The organism is Pseudomonas sp. CCC3.1 (assembly GCF_034347405.1).
GTDB lineage: Bacteria > Pseudomonadota > Gammaproteobacteria > Pseudomonadales > Pseudomonadaceae > Aquipseudomonas.
Genome location: NZ_CP133778.1, coordinates 2,405,348 through 2,424,423 on the forward strand (window position 1 = coordinate 2,405,348; position 19,076 = coordinate 2,424,423).

The 19,076-nt window shown below is 59.1% G+C and carries 20 protein-coding genes and 1 pseudogene; 10 read left to right on the plus strand and 11 right to left on the minus strand.

Annotated elements, in window-relative coordinates; translation table 11 throughout:
• Window positions 1-6: 6 nt before the first annotated feature.
• Window positions 7-1,047: a methyltransferase gene (locus tag RHM56_RS10905; protein WP_322241175.1), complete on the plus strand. Its 1,041-nt coding sequence runs from the start codon at window positions 7-9 to the stop codon at window positions 1,045-1,047.
• Window positions 1,044-2,270, plus strand: a pseudogene (locus RHM56_RS10910) (MFS transporter); the annotation flags it as partial. The gene RHM56_RS10905 and the pseudogene RHM56_RS10910, both read left to right, overlap by 4 nt.
• On the opposite strand, the gene RHM56_RS10915 reads toward RHM56_RS10910, so the two are convergent.
• A complete protein-coding gene (locus RHM56_RS10915) occupies window positions 2,168-3,094 on the minus strand; it encodes a helix-turn-helix domain-containing protein (RefSeq protein ID WP_322241177.1) in 927 nt (308 codons plus the stop codon). The pseudogene RHM56_RS10910 and the gene RHM56_RS10915 overlap by 103 nt on opposite strands.
• Before the next feature lie 120 nt (window positions 3,095-3,214).
• Here RHM56_RS10915 and RHM56_RS10920 point away from each other — a divergent pair, with 120 nt between their 5' ends.
• Window positions 3,215-3,532 (plus strand): DUF2834 domain-containing protein, encoded by a 318-nt coding sequence (locus RHM56_RS10920; protein ID WP_322241179.1) that lies wholly within the window; start codon window positions 3,215-3,217, stop codon window positions 3,530-3,532.
• Complete coding sequence (locus RHM56_RS10925; RefSeq protein WP_322241180.1) at window positions 3,529-3,978, plus strand: MAPEG family protein; 450 nt, start codon at window positions 3,529-3,531, stop codon at window positions 3,976-3,978. Before RHM56_RS10920 ends, RHM56_RS10925 begins: the two co-directional genes overlap by 4 nt.
• Before the next feature lie 58 nt (window positions 3,979-4,036).
• Here RHM56_RS10925 and RHM56_RS10930 read toward each other — a convergent pair whose 3' ends face one another.
• The 8 genes from RHM56_RS10930 to RHM56_RS10965 form a co-directional block, all read right to left on the minus strand.
• Window positions 4,037-4,861, minus strand: a complete 825-nt coding sequence (locus tag RHM56_RS10930; protein WP_322241182.1) for an ABC transporter permease — start codon at window positions 4,859-4,861, stop codon at window positions 4,037-4,039.
• A gap of 10 nt (window positions 4,862-4,871) precedes the next feature.
• On the minus strand, window positions 4,872-6,119 hold the full coding sequence (locus RHM56_RS10935) for an ABC transporter permease (protein ID WP_322241184.1): 1,248 nt from the start codon (window positions 6,117-6,119) through the stop codon (window positions 4,872-4,874).
• 83 nt (window positions 6,120-6,202) lie between these two features.
• Window positions 6,203-7,231, minus strand: coding sequence for an ABC transporter substrate-binding protein (locus RHM56_RS10940; protein ID WP_322241185.1), 1,029 nt, complete (start codon window positions 7,229-7,231; stop codon window positions 6,203-6,205).
• Between the two features lie 39 nt (window positions 7,232-7,270).
• Window positions 7,271-8,386 carry an ABC transporter ATP-binding protein gene (locus RHM56_RS10945; RefSeq protein ID WP_416194913.1) on the minus strand — a complete coding sequence of 372 codons (1,116 nt, stop codon included), beginning with the start codon at window positions 8,384-8,386 and terminating at the stop codon, window positions 7,271-7,273.
• Window positions 8,387-8,612: 226 nt separating this feature from the next.
• Window positions 8,613-9,878: an aspartate aminotransferase family protein gene (locus RHM56_RS10950; RefSeq protein WP_322241188.1), complete on the minus strand. Its 1,266-nt coding sequence runs from the start codon at window positions 9,876-9,878 to the stop codon at window positions 8,613-8,615.
• Window positions 9,875-10,939, minus strand: a complete 1,065-nt coding sequence (locus tag RHM56_RS10955; protein WP_322241190.1) for a phosphotransferase — start codon at window positions 10,937-10,939, stop codon at window positions 9,875-9,877. Before RHM56_RS10955 ends, RHM56_RS10950 begins: the two co-directional genes overlap by 4 nt.
• The gene (locus tag RHM56_RS10960; RefSeq protein ID WP_322241192.1) at window positions 10,932-11,666 is read right to left on the minus strand and encodes an SDR family oxidoreductase; all 735 of its coding nucleotides are present in this window, start codon (window positions 11,664-11,666) and stop codon (window positions 10,932-10,934) included. Before RHM56_RS10960 ends, RHM56_RS10955 begins: the two co-directional genes overlap by 8 nt.
• Before the next feature lie 196 nt (window positions 11,667-11,862).
• Window positions 11,863-12,540 carry a GntR family transcriptional regulator gene (locus RHM56_RS10965; RefSeq protein WP_322241194.1) on the minus strand — a complete coding sequence of 226 codons (678 nt, stop codon included), beginning with the start codon at window positions 12,538-12,540 and terminating at the stop codon, window positions 11,863-11,865.
• A gap of 175 nt (window positions 12,541-12,715) precedes the next feature.
• Here RHM56_RS10965 and RHM56_RS10970 point away from each other — a divergent pair, with 175 nt between their 5' ends.
• Window positions 12,716-13,123: a RidA family protein gene (locus RHM56_RS10970; protein WP_322241195.1), complete on the plus strand. Its 408-nt coding sequence runs from the start codon at window positions 12,716-12,718 to the stop codon at window positions 13,121-13,123.
• Window positions 13,124-13,185: 62 nt separating this feature from the next.
• Window positions 13,186-13,743 (plus strand): dihydrofolate reductase family protein, encoded by a 558-nt coding sequence (locus RHM56_RS10975; protein WP_322241196.1) that lies wholly within the window; start codon window positions 13,186-13,188, stop codon window positions 13,741-13,743.
• On the opposite strand, the gene RHM56_RS10980 is transcribed toward RHM56_RS10975, so the two are convergent.
• Window positions 13,716-14,981, minus strand: coding sequence for an MFS transporter (locus tag RHM56_RS10980; protein ID WP_416194897.1), 1,266 nt, complete (start codon window positions 14,979-14,981; stop codon window positions 13,716-13,718). The two genes, RHM56_RS10975 and RHM56_RS10980, sit on opposite strands and share 28 nt — an antisense overlap.
• Window positions 14,982-15,099: 118 nt before the next feature.
• Between RHM56_RS10980 and RHM56_RS10985 the strand changes: the two genes are divergently transcribed.
• Both RHM56_RS10985 and RHM56_RS10990 read left to right on the plus strand, forming a co-directional pair.
• Entirely contained in the window at window positions 15,100-15,546 is a 447-nt protein-coding gene (locus RHM56_RS10985) for a helix-turn-helix domain-containing protein (RefSeq protein WP_322241197.1), read from the plus strand.
• An 81-nt stretch (window positions 15,547-15,627) separates the two neighbouring features.
• Window positions 15,628-15,924 carry a chorismate mutase gene (locus RHM56_RS10990; RefSeq protein ID WP_322241198.1) on the plus strand — a complete coding sequence of 99 codons (297 nt, stop codon included), beginning with the start codon at window positions 15,628-15,630 and terminating at the stop codon, window positions 15,922-15,924.
• Window positions 15,925-15,956: 32 nt separating this feature from the next.
• Here the strand turns inward: RHM56_RS10990 and RHM56_RS10995 are convergent, their stop codons facing one another.
• A complete protein-coding gene (locus tag RHM56_RS10995) occupies window positions 15,957-16,850 on the minus strand; it encodes a LysR family transcriptional regulator (RefSeq protein ID WP_322241199.1) in 894 nt (297 codons plus the stop codon).
• A 94-nt stretch (window positions 16,851-16,944) separates the two neighbouring features.
• Here RHM56_RS10995 and RHM56_RS11000 point away from each other — a divergent pair, with 94 nt between their 5' ends.
• Window positions 16,945-18,123 carry an MFS transporter gene (locus tag RHM56_RS11000; RefSeq protein WP_322241201.1) on the plus strand — a complete coding sequence of 393 codons (1,179 nt, stop codon included), beginning with the start codon at window positions 16,945-16,947 and terminating at the stop codon, window positions 18,121-18,123.
• Between the two features lie 109 nt (window positions 18,124-18,232).
• Window positions 18,233-19,072, plus strand: a complete 840-nt coding sequence (yghU, locus tag RHM56_RS11005) for a glutathione-dependent disulfide-bond oxidoreductase (protein WP_322241202.1) — start codon at window positions 18,233-18,235, stop codon at window positions 19,070-19,072.
• Window positions 19,073-19,076: the final 4 nt, after the last annotated feature.

The following is a 19,076-nucleotide window of genomic DNA, read 5'->3' on the forward strand; positions in this document are numbered from 1 at the left end:
AACACCATGAACGCGATCAACCTGGCCACGCCGCATGCGTTGCAACCGTACTGGGACCTGACCTTGGCGGCGGTACGCGCCGATGCCCTGCGCATTGCGCTGGACTGGCAGTTATTCAACCTGTTGCACACGCCGAACACGGCCCAAGCCGTTGCCCGCCAGTTGCAACTCGACCCGGACAACACCGGCTACTGGCTGGAATTGTTATGGAGTATGGGCTTGCTGGTGCGCGATGAGTACCTGCCCGCCCAGTACCTCAATTCGGCGCTGGCCAGCGAGTACCTGCGCGCTGATGCGCCGCACTATTGCGGCGATGCCTGGGGCTTTCGTCTGCAGGGTTTGCGGCATTTTGGCGGTCAACTGGGCGATCAGGTGCGCAACGGCACACCCTGCGGTCAGGCACCGAAGGTCGCGACCAACATTGACAACTGGACGCTGGCCGCGCGCGTGCAGATCGCACAGGAACAACGAGCAGTGACCGTGGGCGTCGCGTTGCGCCTGATGGCTCAAGTGCCAGAATTTCAAAGCGCGCGACGCTTGCTGGATCTGGGAGGAGGGCCGGGGCTGGTGGCCATCGCCCTGGCTGAGGCCAATCAGATGCTGAGGGGGGAGGTGTTCGACTTTCCCCAGACCGTCGCCGTGGCGGCGGAAAATATCCGGCTCGCCGGGCTGGAACAGCGGCTTCAGGTGCGGGGTGGTGACGTGGCCAGCGATACGATCGGTGAGGACTATGACCTGATCTGGTGTTCATCGGTGCTGCATTTTGTGCCGGACATGGCCGCAACCTTGGCCAAGATGCATGCGGCGCTGCGCCCCGGTGGGGTCTTGGTCTGTGCTCATGCCGAGATACCGGCAGCGGCAGAGCACGCTCAACGGGTGATGCCGTACTACCTGTCAATGCAAATGCTCAGCCGTCACGTGACCCGCGCCGGTGATTTGGGCGAGGCGTTGCGTCAAGCCGGTTTTGTGCATATCGAGCACTACCCCGAGGTGGCCTTTGCCGTGACCCCGGTGTCGGTGCTGGTAGCGCGTCGGAGCGCCTCATGAGCCAATTGCCGGGAGCTGCAACCTGGCGTCTGCAACTGTTGTTCGGCTGGCTGAATTTTGTATTGGTCGTGCCCAGCATCTACCTGATGCTGGGCTTGCCTCTGGTCATGCGCGAGCACGGCTGGTCCGGCACCGATATCGGCTTGTTTCAGTTGGCCGGGCTGCCAGCGGTGTTCAAGTTTCTCCTGGCCTTGCCTGTGCAGCGCTACCGTACGGCGCGCAGCCACTATCGGCTCTGGGCGCTGGCACTGTGCTGGCTGCTGGCCGTGTTGTTGGTACTGGCCAGCCAGCAGGCCATTACCGCTAATCGCTGGTACCTGTTCGGGCTGGCATTTTCTTGCGCCGGGTTGGCGACCTGGGCCGACATCCCGGTGAACGCGCTGGCGATCAAGCTACTGGCTCCGTCGCAGCAGATTCGTGCCGGGAGCATCCGTTCGGCGGCGCTGTTTCTGGGGGCGATTGTCGGCGCCGGAGTGATGCTGCTGGTACAGAGTCGCTGGGGGTGGCAGGCGCCTTTTCTGTTGATGGCGGCCGGTTTACTGCTGACCCTGTTGCCGCTGGCTCTGCTGCGAGAAGAGCCGCAGACAAGCGTGGCAATCGAGCCTGTGAAGCCTGTCATGGCTGACTGGTCTGGCTACTTTCGCCAGCCCGGTGCCCGCATATGGACCTGGGTGCTGCTGAGCAGTTTTCCCTTCGTCGGTGCCGCGTGGCTCTATCTCAAGCCGTTGCTGCTTGACCTGGGTATGGCCGCACCCAACGTTGCGCTGGTCGCGGGCATCGGCGGTGGCGTAGTGGGCGCACTTGCCAGCGTGCTGGGTGGCGCAGTGGTGCGGCGTATTGGACCAGGACGCGCCATCCCGCTGTTTATGCTGTGGGCCTTGTTCGCCCTGCTGGCGATGACCGCCGCGGCAGGTTTGCAGGCGGGCGTGGGCTGGTGGGTGGTGTCGGCGTTCCTGCTCGCGACGGCCATGGGGGCGGTGTCGACCCTGGTGTTTGCGCTGATGATGTTTTATTCGCGTGAACATCGCCAGGCGGCTGACTACGGGTTGCAAGCCAGCCTTTTCGTCATCACGCGTATGACCGTGCCGATTGCCGCTGGCGTGCTGCTTGACCATAGCGGCTACGTGGGCATGCTGGCGGGCTTGTCCCTGGCAATGCTTGTGGTCTGTTGCGTGGCGCTGGCGTCTCGGCGTTCGATCTTGCTGGCTACGCAAAGTCGGCTTGATGGCGGAACGTCTTGATCAGTCAGTGAGCGTTCGTAAGCCTCGGTCATGATCTGCCAGGTATTCGCATCAGCAGGGATCAAGTGCTCGATGCGCAAAGACGTGACGGTGATGTCAAGCGGCATGCCGAACGTGGTAAAGGTCGACATAAAATTCAAATCGCCGTGCGGGGAGTTGATGCGGGTCAGCACCAGTGGCGGCAACTCATTGGCGACCAGGGCGGGGGAGGCTGGGGTGTCGAGGCTTGCCAGCAGATTCGCCAGGGCTGGGTTGTCCAAGGCTTCTCGTGTTGCCCTTTGCCATGCCAGGCTTCTGATTTCCTCTGCGTTGAGCAAATGGTCGCCCAGACCGCCCGGCTGTAACAGCGTGACCAGCAAATTCAAGGGCTGCGCCGAATCTGCGGGCAGCCCTAGCAGCTCGAACAGCACGCGAGTGCTGGCGTTGGCGGCCAGGACTTCCCAGTCGCTGCCCAACACAATCGCCGGGGCCGGGTTATTGGCGTGCAGCACATGGGTGATAGCGTCACGCACGGCGTCCATGGCGGGAGACGCGAGTGGCGTCGTTTCGTAGCGCGGCGCATACCCGGACGCCAGAAACACGCTGTTGCATTGCTCAAGAGGGGCTTCCAGGGCCATCAGCAGGTTATGCAGCGTGCCGGGGCTTGGCTTGGCGCGGCCTGTCTCGATGCAACTCAAATGGCGTTGGGACACCCCCGTGATCAGGGCCAGGTCCAACTGGCTCAACCTGGCTTGGCGACGGAGCTGACGCAGCAGCGGGCCAGCGTTGGTCGGGGTGGTAACGAGAGGGAAAGGTCGAGTGCTCATGCGTTAACTCTGGCAGTGCGGGTGGGCTGAGTCCATGACCTCTGAGGTCATTGCTGACGCGCCAAAAGTACCACTAACGTGGCGTACCGATCACCCGCTTCAGTTTTCCAGGATGAAGACATGACCAAACCTTATTTAGCACTCGCCGCCTTGCTGAGCTTCTCTGTGTACACGGGTTATACGATGTTGCTGGCCGACCAGTCGCTTATTGAGTTTGGCCTCGGACTGATGTCGAGTCCGGATACCGCGCAGGTCGTTATTGACCTGTATCTGATGGCTGCCTTGGCCTGCCTCTGGATGTACCGGGATGCGCGTTCCAAAGGCAGATCGCTCATCTCGGTACTGCCTTACGCAGTGCTTACGGCAGTTTTCGTCTGCATAGGCCCGCTGTTGTACATCGTGGTCAATGGGTTCTCTGGCTCAAGGCGCGAAGCATGAACAGCATGCTGTCTGTTTATGCGCTTTGCGTGGTGGTGCTGTGTGTGAAGATGGTGGCGATCTCGTGCTATCAGGGGTTCTATCGCATCAGCTCCCTTGCATTCACCAACAGTGAAGATGCGCGCTACTTCAATCGTCCTGTTCATCACCACGAGCTGCCGCAAGTCTGTCGCGCGGCAAAAGCCTGGGCAAATGATCTGGAGAACATTCCCTTGTTCTTTGTGCTGGGCGGGTTGTGTTGTGTGTTGGCGACGTGGAGTGTCCCCGCAATTGGGTTGTTTTGCCTATTCACGGTGGCCCGGGTGCTGCATACGGTTCTTTATTTGGCGGGTTGGCAGCCTTGGCGAACGGTTGCTTATGCGGTCGGTATCGTTTGTTTATCAGGCTTGGCGGGGATGGTTGCGTATAAGGCGACTGTAGGAGCGAGCTTGCTCGCGATCTTTTAAAAATCAAAAGATCGCGAGGCAAGCTCGCTCCTACAGGGGGTGTATTGGCAGGCGTGTGTTATTCAGTCCTGGCACCACGAAGGCGCTCGGTTCTGCGTCGCAACACTTCCATGGCCAGCAGTAACAGCAATGCACAGAGCACCATCATGGTTGCCGCCGCTGCGATGGTCGGGTTGAGGTTTTCCTTGATGCCCGCAAACATTTGCATCGGCAGGGTGCGTTGCGTTGGGCTGGCCAGAAACAACGTCACCACGACTTCGTCAAACGAGGTGGCGAAGGCGAACAGCGCACCGCTCAATACTCCGGGGGCAATGAGGGGCAGGGTCACGCGTTTGAAGCCATACCAGGGCGTCGCGCCAAGGCTGGCAGCCGCGCGCGTGTAGTTGCGGTCGTAGCCTTCAAGGGTGGCGTTGACGGTGATGACCACAAAAGGCACACCCAACACGGCGTGGGCGATCACCAGGCCCAGGTAGCTGTTAAGCAGCCCCCAGCTGGCAAAAAAGAAGTACATCCCGACCGCCACGATGACCACGGGCGCCACCATCGGTGAAATCATGATCGCCATGACCAGCGCTTTGCCGCGAAATTCTCCCCGAGAAAGTCCGACCGACGCCAAGGTACCCAATACCGTGGCCAGCAGGGTGGCGGCCGGGGCAATTTTCAAGCTGTTCAGCAGGGCTGGCATCCAGTCGTTGGAGCTGAAAAACTCGCGATACCAACGCAACGAAAATCCGCTCAGCGGGTAGCTCAGAAAGGAGCCCGCATTGAATGACAGCGGCACGATGACCAAGATGGGAATGATCAGGAACATCAGCAGAGCCAGGCTGTAGACGCTTAACAGCGGGCGCAGCACACGGATCTCAAGCGGTTCGACATGCTTCATTGCAGTCTCCTCAGGCAGCGCGATTAGCAGGGCGCGAGATCCTCGCGTACACCCAGTACAACAACAGCACGATAATCAGCAACTGGCCGCCCAGCGCGGTGGCCATGCCCCAGTTGATGGTGGTGTTGGTGTAGTACGCGACGAAGTAGCTAAGCATTTGGTCGCCCGGCCCACCCAGCAGTGCCGGGGTGATGTAGTAACCAATCGCCATGATGAACACCAGCAACGCGCCAGCGGTGACACCGGCATAGGTCTGCGGCAGGTAGACCCGCCGAAATGCCGTGTACGGGTGGGCGCCCAGTGAGATCGCTGCGCGCTCGTAGCGTGAGTCGATGCCTTTCATCACGGCATACAGCGGCAGGATGAGAAAGGGCAGCAAAATGTGGGTCATCGAAATCAGTACCCCCGCCCGGTTGAAGACCAGTTGCAGCGGCTTGTCGAGGATGCCCAGGTCAATCAGCGAGTTGTTGATCAGGCCGCCCGATTGCAAGAGCACAATCCAGCTTGCCGTGCGTACGATCAGCGATGTCCAGAACGGCAGCAGTACCAATATCAGCAACAGATTGGCGCGGCGGGCGGGTTGGCGCGAAAGCCAGTAGGCCAGTGGGTAACCCAACAGGACACAGAGCACCGTCACCAGGGCGGCTATGGTCAGCGAACGTTTGAGTACATCCACATACAGCGCTTTATCCGGCGCTACGGCGCGGATTTGACCTGCGTCCATCTTCAGGTCGAAGGCTGCCAGCCAATACAGACTGGTATAGGGTTTGCCGAGTTGCTTGAGGGTTGACCAGGTCTTGATGTCGCCCAGCGCTGGCACGCCGTTTATCAAGGTCTCGCGAACCGGGCTTGCGTCGGCCGGTAACCGGCTCAATACCGCGGTCGGCAGGCTCCGCAAGCTGGCACTTTCGTAGCCCAGCCGACGATTGAGTGCAAACAGCTGACCTTGGGCACGCGCCGTGCGCAGGTCTTGGCCGAACGTACTGAAGACAGCCTCTGGAGGCAGTGTTGTACCGTCCCAGCTGTCCAGTAATTTCAAGGTGTTTGGCAGGGCGTTGACGACCTCCGGGTTTTCTACGCTCTTGGTCAGCAGCGAGCCGATGGGGGTTATAAAACCTGCGACCAGCAATACCAGCAGAGGCAGGATGAGCAGCATCGAACGTCGCGTGTAAGCACGTTTGTTGGCCTGTAGTCGTTGCTGTAATCGTTGCGTCTGAACCACTGACGGCGCCGATTCTAAGGCTAGCGCTTCGGACATGAGGGAGTCTCCTTTCGTCAACAGGGCCCGGACACGGCGGCCATACAGGCTGAAACGGTCCGGGCAGTCTGTGGGGCTATCGATCAGCGCGCGGCCCAAGCGTTAAAGCGTTGTTCGAGTTCTTCGCCGTGATCGATCCAGAAGCTGGTGTTCACCTGAAGGGCGTGCTCCAGGTTGGCCGGAGCAGTGGGCAGTTGTTCGCGCGTTTTAACGTCAATCAGGGCCAGGGTTTCTTTGTTGGTCGGGCCGTAAGGGATGTTTTCGGCGAAGACTTTCTGGTGTTGCGGCTCGTTGGCGAAGGCGATGAATTTCTCGCCAAGGGCCTTGTTGGTTGAGCCTTTAACGATGGCCCAGCTGTCGATGTCATACAGGCTCTGATCCCAGACCATCTTAAAGTCATGGCCTTCGGCCTGTGCCGCAGAGACTCGACCGTTGTAGGCGGACGTCATGACCACATCGCCTGCGACCAACCATTGCAGCGGCTGGGCACCGGCTTCCCACCATTGAATATCGGGTTTGATCTGGTCGAGTTTTTTGAACGCGCGGTCGACACCTTCGGGCGTGCCCAAAACTTCATACAGCTCGGCAGGTTTGACGCCATCGGCCAGCAGGGCGATTTCCAGGGTGAACTTGGCGCTTTTGCGCAGGCCGCGTTTACCGGGGAAGGTTTTGGTGTCCCAGAAGGCTTCCCAGCCCTTAGGCGCGGTCTTGAGCTTGGCGCTGTTGTACGTCAGGTTGGTCGACCAGAGGAAAATCCCCGCGCCGCATTCATTGACCGCGCCGCTGACAAACTTGCTTGGGTCGCCCAGCTTGCTCCAGTCCAGAGGCTCGAATAAACCTTCGGCGCAGCCTCGGATCAAGTCAGGGCTTTCGACTTCAACCACGTCCCAGCTGACGTTTCCGGTTTCGACCATGGCCCGGATCTTGGCCATTTCCCCGTTGTATTCCCCGGCCTGTACCGGGCCGTTGCCCGCTTCGGTGAAGGGCTTGTAGAACGCTTTCTCCTGGGCATCCTTGTTCAGGCCGCCGAACGACACAACCGTCAGCGGTTGCGCATTTACGTGGCTACCGAAGGCAGCCAGAACAATCAGTGCAGATAGACGCTTGAGCATGGCAAATATCCTGATGTCATCAACAAGGAAGGGGAGGGTTCAAGCAGACATAGCGTCGAGCGCCGAAGCGTCCGCGCTGTGCCAACAGACGGGAAGGCGATGGCCTTCACGCCAGTGAGGTTGCATCTGGGCGATGGGTACTTTGACGTTGAAGTCGTTATTGCCTGAAACATTCAGGCGTATGCGCACGTGGTCGCCCAGATAGATGCATTCCTCGATAAAACCGGGCAGGCGACTGTCATAACGCTCGTCGCCATCGAGGATCACCCGTTCGGAGCGAATGGACAGCGAGGTGCGATTGCCGCTGGTGAGCCCCGGTGTTGCGCGGGCAAACATTTGTTCGCCCAGATCAAGCCGGACTTGGCATTGCTGGGTGTTGAGCGAGGTCAACACGCCTGGCAGGACGTTGGTGTCACCCATGAAGGTGGCCACAAAGGCATTGGCCGGGCGCTCGTAAAGTGCTTGCGGGGTGTCTATTTGCTGGATGACGCCGTCGTTGAAAATCGCGATGCGGTCCGACAGGGTCAAGGCTTCTGCCTGGTCATGCGTGACGAACACAACCGTCAGGCCGAGTTCGCGATGTAAACGCCGAATTTCCAGTTGCATCTGTTCGCGCAGCTGTTTGTCCAGCGCTCCCAACGGCTCATCCATCAGCACCAGCTTGGGTTCGAAAATCAACGCTCGGGCCAGCGCAATCCTCTGTTGTTGACCCCCTGAGAGCTGTGCGGGGAAGCGTTTAGCAAGGTCGCCAAGCCGCACCATTTCCAGGGCTTTTTTGACGCGAGCCTCTATCTCATGGCGACCCATGCCCCGTACTTGCAGGGGGAACGCCATGTTTTCGGTCACGCTCATGTGCGGGAACAGGGCGTAGTTCTGAAACACCATCCCGATGCCGCGACGATGGGCCGGGACGTTTTCGATGGCATTGCCGTCGAGAAATATGTGGCCTTGGGTCGGCGTTTCGAAACCGGCCAGCATCATCAGGCTGGTGGTTTTGCCGGAACCGGAAGGACCGAGGAGGGTCAGGAACTCGCCCCGAAAGACATCTAAGTCCAATCGCTTAACCACGGTCTTCAGACCGTCGTAACTTTTCTCCACCCCTTTGAAGCGGACGAAAGTGCTTGCACTGTTACTTGTCATCTCAAACCCTCCGATTGCGGTTTAAAAACAAAACATGATGCATCATGTATTTTTACTAAGCAGATTCTGTGCCACTGAGCGATGACTGTCTGTTTCAAGGGGATTTGGATGAAAGCCCTTTGGGCCATGCACCATCCGGGTGCCTGGGTGTCCGAATTTGTTGTCGGTTGCCCCCGGATCGGCCTTTTTTAGCCCGTGTCAAAGCAGGCACTGCCAAGCCTGCCTTGGCTAAACGTGGTGCTCAGCCCAAATCGTTCAGGGTTTGATCCAGGCGTTCAAGCAACAGGTCGGCATGTTCTTTGGCAAACACCAGAGGCGGGCGGATTTTCAGGACATTGGCCTTGGGCCCCGTGGCACTGATCAATACCTGACGGCGACGCAAACCATTGACGATGGCCGCAGCGCAGGCCGTGGCTGGGGTTTGGGTGTGTCGATCAGTCACCAGCTCGACGCCGATGAACAGGCCTTCGCCCCGTATATCGCCGATGAGCGGGTGGCGCTCCGCCAGTTCTTGCAGCCCTTGTTTGAGGTAGTCGCCGACCTGCCTGGCATTGGTTTGCAGGTCTTCTTCGCGCAGCACCCGCAGCACGGCGTGGGCCGCCCGACAGGACACCGGGTTTCCGCCGTACGTATTGAAGTAACGCTGCTGACGACCGAACTGATCGAAGAGCGCCGAACGCCCGACCACGGCAGCCACCGGGTGACCGTTACCCATGGGTTTACCCAGCGTGACCAGGTCCGGGATGACGTTGTCACGGGCAAAACCCCAGCGTTGCCCGCCTGTACGGCCAAAGCCCGGTTGCACTTCATCGGCGATGTACAGCCCGCCCGCATCGCGCACGCACTGCGCGGCGGCGGCCAACTCGCCGTTCGCCGGGCTGAACACGCCGTCGCTGGAAAAGATGCTGTCTACCAGCAGCGCGGCGGGCTTGATTCCTTGGGCCTGCATATCCTGCAACGCGGCTTTCACGCTGGCGACAAAATCGCCCGTTTTGCGGTAGGAATCCGGGGCATCGACCAAGCGCACGTGGCTGGCAGTGGGCAGCCCGGTGGCCAGTGATGGTGATACTTCGGCCAATGCGCTCGTCACGCCATGGTAGGCCCAGCGGGTGACGATGATGCCTGTTCCGCCGCTGTGACAGCGCGCGATGCGCAGTGCCAGATCGTTGGCCTCGCTGCCGGTACAGGTCATGGTCATGTTGTCGAGCGGTTCGGGAAACTCGCTCAGCAGGTCTTCGGCGTAGTCCACGATCGAGGGGTGCAGGTAGCGCGTGTGGGTATTGAGCTGGGCGCTTTGCTCTGCAATGGCCGCAACCACCGCAGGGTGGCAATGCCCAATGGACGCCACATTGTTGTAGGCATCCAGGTAGGGCGTGTTGTCTTTGTCATACAGCCACACACCTTCACCCCGAACGGGTGCGAAAGGTTCCTCGTAAAACAATCGATAGCTGGCGCCCAGTGCGCGTTCGCGGCGGGCGAGCAGTTCAGCAGTGGCGGGCGAACTCATTGAACCTCCGGGGTGCAGACATTGATCAGGCTTCGGGTCAGCAGCCCTTCGGGCATCGCGGTCAGACCTTGCAGGTTGCGCCAGCTGGAGCGCAGGTTGCGCAGCAAGTAGGTGCGATTTTGCGGGTACAGGCTGGCACGCCACTGGGCGATGGTGATGGCCATGGCCATCCGCATGGCAATCAGTGCGCCCAATACGTCGAGTTCTTCAGGTTGCAACGGAATCCGCCTGTTGTAGGCGGCGATAAAGGCTTTGATCTGCCACAGCGGGTCGGCGGCGTCGGCGTCGAACTGATAAGAGAGCGCGGTGCCCAGTTCGTTGATCAACGGCGCGTGAAGCGCGTCGCCGAAGTCAATGATGGCAGAGACGCGGCTGCCGGTTTCGCTGTCGAGCATGACGTTGTGAGGGTTCAGGTCGTTGTGGATCACTTGCGCCCGGAGCTTGGCCAGACGGGGCTTTACATAGGTTTCGTGGTTGTCCATGAGCGCGGCAACCAGCGGGAGTTGCTCGGTTTCCAGGTAATCCAGATAAGGCCTGACGCGTTCGGCGTGGCCGACATCCCACAGCAAGTCGCGGTGGGCTGCCGGGTGCTTGAAGTCCTTGAGGGCCAGGTTGACCTCAGCGAGAGAGGTGCCCAGTTCGTGCATCAGAGCGGCGCTGGGTTTGCCAAGGTTTTGTGAGATGCCGTCCAGGTAACTGACGGTACGCAAGGTCAGCACTTGCTCATTGACCCGCACTGTCGGTTCCGCTTCACCATTGCGGGCGGCCAAAACGCGGGGAACGGGCAGGTGCGCGCCATGCTGCTCGATGTGCAGCAACGCCAGGGTCTGAAAATTGATGACGTTTGGGTCTTCGGCCGGATTGATGAATTTCAGGACGAAGGCCCCGCGCTGGGACTGGATGAGGAAGTTGGTATCACGCTCGCCATTCAGCCGCTTCAGCGAACCCTTGAGGCCGTACACCCGCTCGGCTATTTCCAGTGCTGCGCTTGCCTGCACGATTGGCGCTTGCGTTGTCATCAAGTCGGCGCCACAGGCGTTTTCCATGATTGCTTCAGACATGCTGGCCACCATTGACGTGAATTTCTGCGCCGTTTACGTAGGACGCGCCGCTGGTGCAGAGAAAATAGATCAGTGAGGCGACTTCCTCCGGCTTGCCCAGACGGTGCATCGGCACCAGTCGTTCTACGATGTCGGCGGTGCCTGGAGACAGGATGGACGTGTCAATTTCGCCTGGGGCAATGGCATTGACTCGCACCCCGTGTGGGCCGAAATCAAAGGCCATTTCTCGGGTCAGCGCCGAGAGCGCAGCCTTAGAGGTGGCGTAGGCGACCCCGGCGAAAGGGTGCACCTTGGAACCGGCGATGGAGGTGACATTGATGATGCTGCCCTGCGCGGCTTTCAGTTCATCGAACAGGCCGCGGGCGAGCAGTGCCGAGGAGAACAGGTTGACGTTGAACACCTTCAGCCATGTGGCGTAATCGGTTTCAAGCACGCCGAGCCGGCTGCCCTCCGGGCCTTTTGGCGACATGCCTGCGTTGTCGACCAAGGCATCCAGGCGGCCGCCCAGTTTTTCTTTGATGATCGCCAGGCTAGCGCTGACGCTGTCGATGTCTTCAAGGTCGAGATGGATGTGGTTGAGCAGGCCTTCTGCCCATGGGCATTCGGCAACCCAGTTTTGCCGTGAAGCGGTGAACACTTCCCAGCCCGCCGCGTTGAAGTGCTTGACCGTCGCATGGCCGATACCGCGGCTGGCACCGGTCAGCAGTAGCTTTTTTTTCTCGCTCATGGACGCATCTCTATCAGTTGATATTTGATGCATCATGTTTTTAGGTGTGCGTGCTGTCAATAGCTGTTCGCGGGAAAGCTGCGTTAAGGCGGTTAATAAGCACTTCACACCGCCTCTGTAGGAGCACGATTGCTCGCGATCTTTTGATCGTTTAAAAGCTCGCGAGCAAGCTCGCTCCTACAGGGGGTACTTGCGTTTAGGAGGCGGTTTCTTGAGTGACGGCTATGAATTCCAGCATTTTTTGATTGCCGTCCAGAATGTCGGTCTGGATCGCATGCTTGGCCGCCGCGGCGTCTTTATTGCGCAAGGCATTGAGCACTTCAACATGGTGCTCGATGGCCATAGTCATAGAAAAATGCACATAAGCCTGAGCGATCAACGGGCCAGCGCGCATCCACAGACTGTCCAGATAACTGCGCAACAAAGGCATGCGCGCGGCGTCTGCGATCAAAAAGTGAAACTCGCTATTGAGGCGCAGTGCCTCCGGCAGATCGTTGTTGTTGATGGCCTCAAGGTTGTTTTTGATGTTGGCATCGATACGCGCCAAATCGCTGGAGGTCGCAAGCCGCGCAGCGGTTTCGGCGCCCAGACCTTCGAGATTGAGGCGCAGGGTCCGGATTTCCAGGTAGGCGTCACTGTCGAGCACAGGCACCCTGATGTCTTTAGGGGTTTTGAGTACCAGCGCTTTCTCTTTGGCCAATTGCAAAATGGCATCGCGTACTGGCGTGACGCTCGTGCCCAACTGACTGGCAAGCTCCCGGATACGCAGCTTGTCGTCCGGCTTGAGCCCGCCGGTGATCAACGCGTTACGCAATTGGGAGTAAACATTGCTGCCCAGGTAGGTGTGATTGATAGCGTCGAGGGGGTAAGACATGGATCACCGAATGCCATGAAGCTGCTTGGCCGAAGACTATACAACATGATGCATTAAGCCTTCTGGGAAATTGCGCGTGCGAAATGGATGCCCGGACAGTCTAAACCCGGGCTGGACGAGGTTCTGGCGTCACGGGTAAATTGCCCATCCGACTGTGTCCAGGGTTGTCGTCACCATGAGTGATCGTCAGATCATTGTTCCAGATTCCATGAAATTGCTTTCTGATCGTGCTGGCTACGCGCCAGCGGTGAAAGTAGGTGCAACGTTGTATTGCGCAGGCCAAGTCGGTCGTACGCCTGAATTGGCCGTGATTGATGACCCGAAGCAGCAGTTTTTGGCCGCGTGGGAAAACCTGCGGCTTGTGCTTGCAGCGGGCGGATGCGGGTTTGAGGACGTGGTCGAAATGACCACTTATCACGTCGACATGCAGCGCCACATGCCTGTGTTCAGAGAGGTGAAGGACGCCGTGTTTCCCAGGAACCTCTGTGCATGGACCTGTATTGGCGTCAGCGAACTCGCAAAGCCAGGGCTGCTGGTTGAAATCAAGTGCATTGCCGTGCAGCGATCAACGCTAAACCCTTGAGGCATCCCCACCTCTGCATTTGCATGCTATAAACAGCGCCCAAAAAAAGGGAGCTACAGCCAATGGATATCAAATGCTCAGTGTTTATCGCAGCCAGCGTTGACGGTTTTATCGCCAGGTCGGATGGCGATATTGAGTGGCTTCACCAGCCCGAGTACGAGTGTCCGACGTTGAAGGGGCTCAGTTACGACGAATTTATGGCCAGCGTCGATGGCTTGGTCATGGGTCGTAAAACCCTGGACAAGGTGTTGTCCTTTCCAGACTGGCCCTATGAAAACAAGCCGGTCATTGTGCTTTCCCGCCTGGGTGTGACGCTGCCGGAATCATTGCACGGCAAGGTCGATGTGCTGGCGGGCGATCCGGCCTTTATCGCTGAACAATTGGCGGCCCGTGGCATGAAGCATCTGTATATAGATGGCGGGCAAACCATTCAGGCATTTCTTGGCGCCGGGCTGATCAACGAGATCACTATCACGCGCATTCCGGTGTTGCTGGGCAGGGGCATCTCCTTGTTTGGCCCGTTGGGTGATGAGCAGTCTTTACGTCATATCGAGTCGTCGGTGTCTGATAACGGGTTTGTCCAGAGTCGCTATCAAGTAGTGCCGCGCACGGCTAACTGAATGCTGTTTTTATGAACGGCGGGCATGCACCTTAGCGTCAAGCCCCAAAAAAACAGCGCGGCCAGACTGACGCCTCCACCCAGCACGCACACGCCCGTCCAGCCATACATTGCGTAAAGGCTGGTCGAGGCGAGGGCGCCCAGCCCGCTGCCAACGGCATAAAAAAGCATGTAGCAGCCGACCACTCGACTGTGTGAGCCGGGCCGTGCGCTGAAAATCATGCTCTGATTGGTCACATGAATTGCTTGCGCGCCCAAATCCAGAATGACCACGCCGATCACCAGCCACGCGATTGAATAGGGTGTGAGCCAAAGCATCAGCCAGGCAAGCATCAGCAGCGCCAGTGACACGCCGGTTGTCCATTGCCCCAACCCTCTGTCCGCCAATATGCCTGCGCGAGCGGCCGCCAAAGCACCGACAACGCCTACGAGCCCAAACGTTCCTATTGTGGTGTGAGAAAAGGAGTAGGGCGGGTGGGTCAGCAGAAACACCAGCGCGCTCCAGAAAATGCTCAGGACCGCAAAAATAAACAGCGCAAGCATGCCGCGGATTTGCAGAATCCGGTCGTGTTTGAGCAACGTAAACATTGAGGCAAGCAGCTTGGGGTACGCCATTGGCGCGCCTGATGGACGCTGCGGCACAAGGGTTTTGCAGAGAGTAAGGGCCAACGCCATCATCGCCAGCGACGCGCCCAGATACACCCAGCGCCACCCTGCAACGTCAGCGATAAGTCCGGCAGTCACGCGGGACAGCAACAGACCGATCACCACCCCGCCCTGAACCGTTCCCACCACACGGCCGCGTTCTTGCGGCAGGCAAGCGGTCGCGGCATAGGCAATCAGGCCTTGGGTCATGGCGGTGCCCATAAGGCCAATGACCAGCATGCTTAACAGCATCAATGCCGGGGAATGCGTGAGGCTGACGCAGAATAGCCCGCCGATCAATGCGACGATTTGCATCAACATCAAGGCGCGCCGGTCCATCTGGTCACCCAGCGGCACAATGAGCAGCAGCGCCAGCACGCTGCCGACCTGAGTCGCCGTCATCACCCCGCCAACAGCAGCGGGGCTAATGGCAAAGTCCGCGGCTACTTGATCCAGTAGAGGTTGGGCGTAGTAGACGTTAGCCACACTCAAGCCGCTGGCGCAGGCAAACAACCCTATCAAGCCGCGTGACATGGGCGTGTTGATGGCATCAGAGGGTAAGGTAGGCAGCGAATGACAGTGATCAAGGGGCATGGACGAGTCTCGCAAAAAGAAGTCTCAAATAAAGACTGATAGAATTCTAGGCTTGCCAGTCTTAAAATGAAACTGCTTTTTTGGGGCCGATCGCCAATCCACTACAAGAGGAGTCTGTATGACCCAGCAGCAGGCTAATAGCGCTCAAACGTGCCCCGTGGCACGAACCGTAGACTTGATCGGGGATCGCTGGTCATTGTTGATCGTGCGCGACGCGTTTGATGGTGTTCGCCGTTTTGGCGATTTTCAAAGTGGCTTGGGCGTCGCTCGCAGTGTCTTGACCCATCGCCTTAAAGCCCTGGTCGAGGCTGGCATTCTGCACGTGCAACCGGCCTCTGATGGCACCTCGTATCAGGAGTACGTGCTGACGGCCAAAGGCCAGAGTCTGTTTACGTTGGTCGTGGCTTTGCGCCAATGGGGCGAGCAACATCTGTTCGGGCCGCACGAAGCACATTCGCGGCTGCTGGAGACCGCTACAGAGCAACCTCTGCCTTTAATGCAACCCATTGCCGCAGATGGACGAGTGATTACCCCTGAGCAAACCCGTGTCGACAAAGACGTGTGATGGCCCGCGAGTGTTCAAAGGGCAATCAGCTGAGTAACATCCATGCGCAATTCGTCACACATTCAACCAAGGAAATTTCATATGGACGTGCAGTGCACATCAATCGACGACGTTCGACAACGCATTGATCTCATCGACCGCGACATCGTGGCTTTGCTCGCTCAGCGTGGGCAACTGGTGACTCAGGCCGCGGCATTCAAGAAGACCACTGACGATGTCCGCGCCCCGGCGAGGGTCGAGCAGGTCATCGCTAAAGTACGCACAATTGCATCCGATGCCGGGGCCTCGCCCGAGGTGGTCGAGCGCGTTTACAGAGCCATGATCAGCGCGTTTATCGATGAAGAACTGAGCGTCCATGCCGCACTGGCGAAAGAGTAATGGCTTGCGAAACACCCTCGGCTGATAGCCCCTCACGTTTGGTGATGCGCCACCAGAAAATCGACAAATGCCCGCACGCGTGCGGGCATCGCCGCTCCGCCGACGAACACGGCGTGAATCGGCTCCCGGTCTCCGGGGTTGTAAGCTTCAAGAAGGGGCACCAGATGGCCGCTTTTAAGGTCGTCTGCCACGCTGAATGCGCCGATGCGTGCGATGCCAGCCCCCAGCTTGGCGAACTGTGACAGCGCCTCTCCACTGTTGCCTTCGATCGTGCCGGCAACTTTCAGTGAAAAATCGCGCCCGTCCTGGCGAAACGGCCAATCACAAACTGCCCGGCGGAAGTTGAAGCGCAGGCAGTTGTGCTGGAGTAAGTCATGCGGTTCAAGGGGCGTGCCGTGACGTGCCAGATAGGCTGGCGAAGCCGCGATGACCTGCCCGGTGGAGCCGATCAGGCGAGCAGTTAAAGGGCTGTCGGCCAACTGGCCAAAGCGAATCGCAACGTCGGTTTGCCCACCCAGCACATCCACGAGCTCGTCCCCTAACACTAAATCGACCACGATGGCGGGGTAGCGTGCGCTGAACGCGGCAACCAGCGGCACGATCGAGAGGCGCCCGTGTGCAAGCGACGCACTGACCCTCAAGCGCCCTCGGGGCACGCCCTGATCGGTGATCGCATCCTCGACTTCAGCCATGTCCGCTAGGATCCGCCGCGCGCCGCGCAGGTACGCTTCGCCCTCGGCGGTGAAGGTGATTGCGCGGGTGGTGCGCAGCAGTAGGCGGGTACCTATTCGCTGCTCTGTGCGGGCGATGATGCGGCTGACCGACGACGGCGTAAGGTTCAAGGCACGAGCCGCGCCCGACAGACTGCCTTGTTCCGCGACCATGGCGAACACCGCCATCTCGCCCGAGCGACCGCTGATGTCCATTTGTGCGCTCCACGCAAAGCTGTAGTGCCCTGTCGAGGGCTACTGCTGAAAAAGGCGGGATTGTAGCATTTGACACACAGATGAGGAGTCAAGCATGCGTATCAATCCACCCCTTGTAGCATTGTCCATCGGTGCCTTTGGCATCGGAGTCACAGAGTTTGCACCCATGGGCATGTTGCCCGGTATCGCCAGCGATTTGGGCGTATCCATTCCTGCCGCCGGCTTGCTGGTGAGTGCCTACGCCATGGGCGTACTGATCGGCGCGCCGATCATGACCCTCGCCACGGCCCGAGTGCCACGGCGTCACCTGTTGGTCGGCCTGATGGCGATCTTCACCCTGGGTAACCTGCTGTCGGCGTTGGCCGCTGACTACCAGACCTTACTGATCGCTCGACTGGTGACATCGCTGAACCACGGCGCATTTTTTGGCATTGGCTCAATCGTCGCCGCCAGTGTGGTCGCCCCAGACAAGCGCGCTGGAGCTGTGGCCGCGATGTTTCTGGGGTTGACCCTGGCGACCATCGGGGGCGTGCCCCTGGCCACCTGGTTTGGCGAAAACTTTGGTTGGCGTACGGCGTTTTGGGGCATCAGCGGGCTCGGCGCGATCGTCATGGCCGCCCTGTGGTGGGCGTTGCCGAACGCACCGGCCCCTAAAGGAGGTGGTCTGATGGCCGAAATTCGCGTGCTGGGTCGCGGGCCGGTGCTGGCCGCGTTGGCGCTGACGGTGGTGGGCTCCAGTGCGATGTTTACTGTGTTTACCTACATCGCGCCGATTCTGCGGGATGTGACACAGGCCTCGACCAACTTCATCACCGGGATGCTCGTACTGTTCGGTATCGGCTTGACCCTTGGAAACATCTGGGGCGGCAAGTCTGCGGACCGTTCAGTGAACCGCACCTTGATAACCTCGCTGGTGGTACTGATTGCCGTGCTGCTGGCTTTCTCAGTGCTCATGCAATGGCCGATTCCCGCCGCCTTGTCGATTATCGTGTGGGGGGCCGCGAGTTTTGCGTTGGTACCACCGTTGCAAATGCGCGTGATGGAAGCAGCCAAAGATGCCCCCAACCTGGCCTCCGCGATGAACATCGGCGCGTTCAACTTCGGCAACGCCATCGGCGCAGCGTTGGGCGGCGCGGTGCTCAATGCAGGGCTGGGGTATCCGGCTATTTCGCTGACTGGCGCAATGATGGCGGGCTTGGGGCTGCTGATGGTGCTGGGCCTGAGCTGGCGCTCGCAGCGTGCGAAGTATCAACTCCAGCACTTGGGCCAGTGACTCACGCGCCTGTGGCATTCAGTGGCTGACTGTGGTGTGCTGTCGGCATCGCGCCCAGTGTTTATAAGGGCGCAGGTCATCTCAGTAAACAACCGATGAGGTCCGTCTCTTGAGTAAAGCGCCCTATATTCCGCCCAAAGTCTGGATTAACGAAACACCTTCTGGCGGCCATTTTGCAAGCATCAATCGTCCGATTGCCGGGCCAACCCATGACAAGGAACTGCCGGTTGGCAAGCATCCGTTGCAACTCTATTCGCTGGCCACGCCCAATGGGGTGAAGGTGACGATTCTGCTGGAGGAGTTGCTGGCGCTAGGGCATTCGGGCGCTGAGTATGATGCCTGGTTGATCCGTATCAACGAGGGCGATCAGTTTTCCAGCGGGTTTGTCGATATCAACCCGAACTCCAAAATCCCGGCCTTGCTGGACCGTAGCGTTGAACCCGCTATTCGGGTGTTCGAGTCAGGTTCAATTCTGCTTTATCTCGCGGAGAAATTCGGGGCTTTTATTCCCGCCGATCTGGCAGGGCGTACCGAGACGCTGAACTGGTTGTTCTGGCAAATGGGCGCGGCGCCTTATCTGGGCGGTGGCTTCGGGCATTTCTATGCGTACGCGCCAGAGAAGCTTGAATACCCGATCAATCGCTTCACCATGGAGGCCAAGCGACAGCTGGATGTGCTTGATCGTCGCCTGGCGCAGAGCCGTTACCTGGCCGGTGACAGCTATACCATCGCCGATATCGCCGTCTGGCCTTGGTACGGCCAATTGGTGCGCAACAATGTGTACTCGGCCGCTGAGTTCCTTTCGGCCCACGAATACACTCATTTGCAGCGTTGGGCCGAGGAAATAGCCAATCGGCCTGCGGTCATTCGTGGGCAACGGGTCAACCGGACCTGGGGCGATGAGGCGAGCCAGGTCGCTGAACGGCATCAGGCGACCGATCTGGATTGAAAGG

Coding starts and splice junctions, on each gene's coding strand:
- RHM56_RS10905 (WP_322241175.1), top strand. CDS start 7: ATGAACGCGATCAACCTGGCCACGCCGCATGCGTTGCAACCGTACTGG.
- RHM56_RS10915 (WP_322241177.1), bottom strand. CDS start 3,094: ATGAGCACTCGACCTTTCCCTCTCGTTACCACCCCGACCAACGCTGGC.
- RHM56_RS10920 (WP_322241179.1), top strand. CDS start 3,215: ATGACCAAACCTTATTTAGCACTCGCCGCCTTGCTGAGCTTCTCTGTG.
- RHM56_RS10925 (WP_322241180.1), top strand. CDS start 3,529: ATGAACAGCATGCTGTCTGTTTATGCGCTTTGCGTGGTGGTGCTGTGT.
- RHM56_RS10930 (WP_322241182.1), bottom strand. CDS start 4,861: ATGAAGCATGTCGAACCGCTTGAGATCCGTGTGCTGCGCCCGCTGTTA.
- RHM56_RS10935 (WP_322241184.1), bottom strand. CDS start 6,119: ATGTCCGAAGCGCTAGCCTTAGAATCGGCGCCGTCAGTGGTTCAGACG.
- RHM56_RS10940 (WP_322241185.1), bottom strand. CDS start 7,231: ATGCTCAAGCGTCTATCTGCACTGATTGTTCTGGCTGCCTTCGGTAGC.
- RHM56_RS10950 (WP_322241188.1), bottom strand. CDS start 9,878: ATGAGTTCGCCCGCCACTGCTGAACTGCTCGCCCGCCGCGAACGCGCA.
- RHM56_RS10955 (WP_322241190.1), bottom strand. CDS start 10,939: ATGTCTGAAGCAATCATGGAAAACGCCTGTGGCGCCGACTTGATGACA.
- RHM56_RS10960 (WP_322241192.1), bottom strand. CDS start 11,666: ATGAGCGAGAAAAAAAAGCTACTGCTGACCGGTGCCAGCCGCGGTATC.
- RHM56_RS10965 (WP_322241194.1), bottom strand. CDS start 12,540: ATGTCTTACCCCCTCGACGCTATCAATCACACCTACCTGGGCAGCAAT.
- RHM56_RS10970 (WP_322241195.1), top strand. CDS start 12,716: ATGAGTGATCGTCAGATCATTGTTCCAGATTCCATGAAATTGCTTTCT.
- RHM56_RS10975 (WP_322241196.1), top strand. CDS start 13,186: ATGGATATCAAATGCTCAGTGTTTATCGCAGCCAGCGTTGACGGTTTT.
- RHM56_RS10980 (WP_416194897.1), bottom strand. CDS start 14,981: ATGCCCCTTGATCACTGTCATTCGCTGCCTACCTTACCCTCTGATGCC.
- RHM56_RS10985 (WP_322241197.1), top strand. CDS start 15,100: ATGACCCAGCAGCAGGCTAATAGCGCTCAAACGTGCCCCGTGGCACGA.
- RHM56_RS10990 (WP_322241198.1), top strand. CDS start 15,628: ATGGACGTGCAGTGCACATCAATCGACGACGTTCGACAACGCATTGAT.
- RHM56_RS10995 (WP_322241199.1), bottom strand. CDS start 16,850: ATGGACATCAGCGGTCGCTCGGGCGAGATGGCGGTGTTCGCCATGGTC.
- RHM56_RS11000 (WP_322241201.1), top strand. CDS start 16,945: ATGCGTATCAATCCACCCCTTGTAGCATTGTCCATCGGTGCCTTTGGC.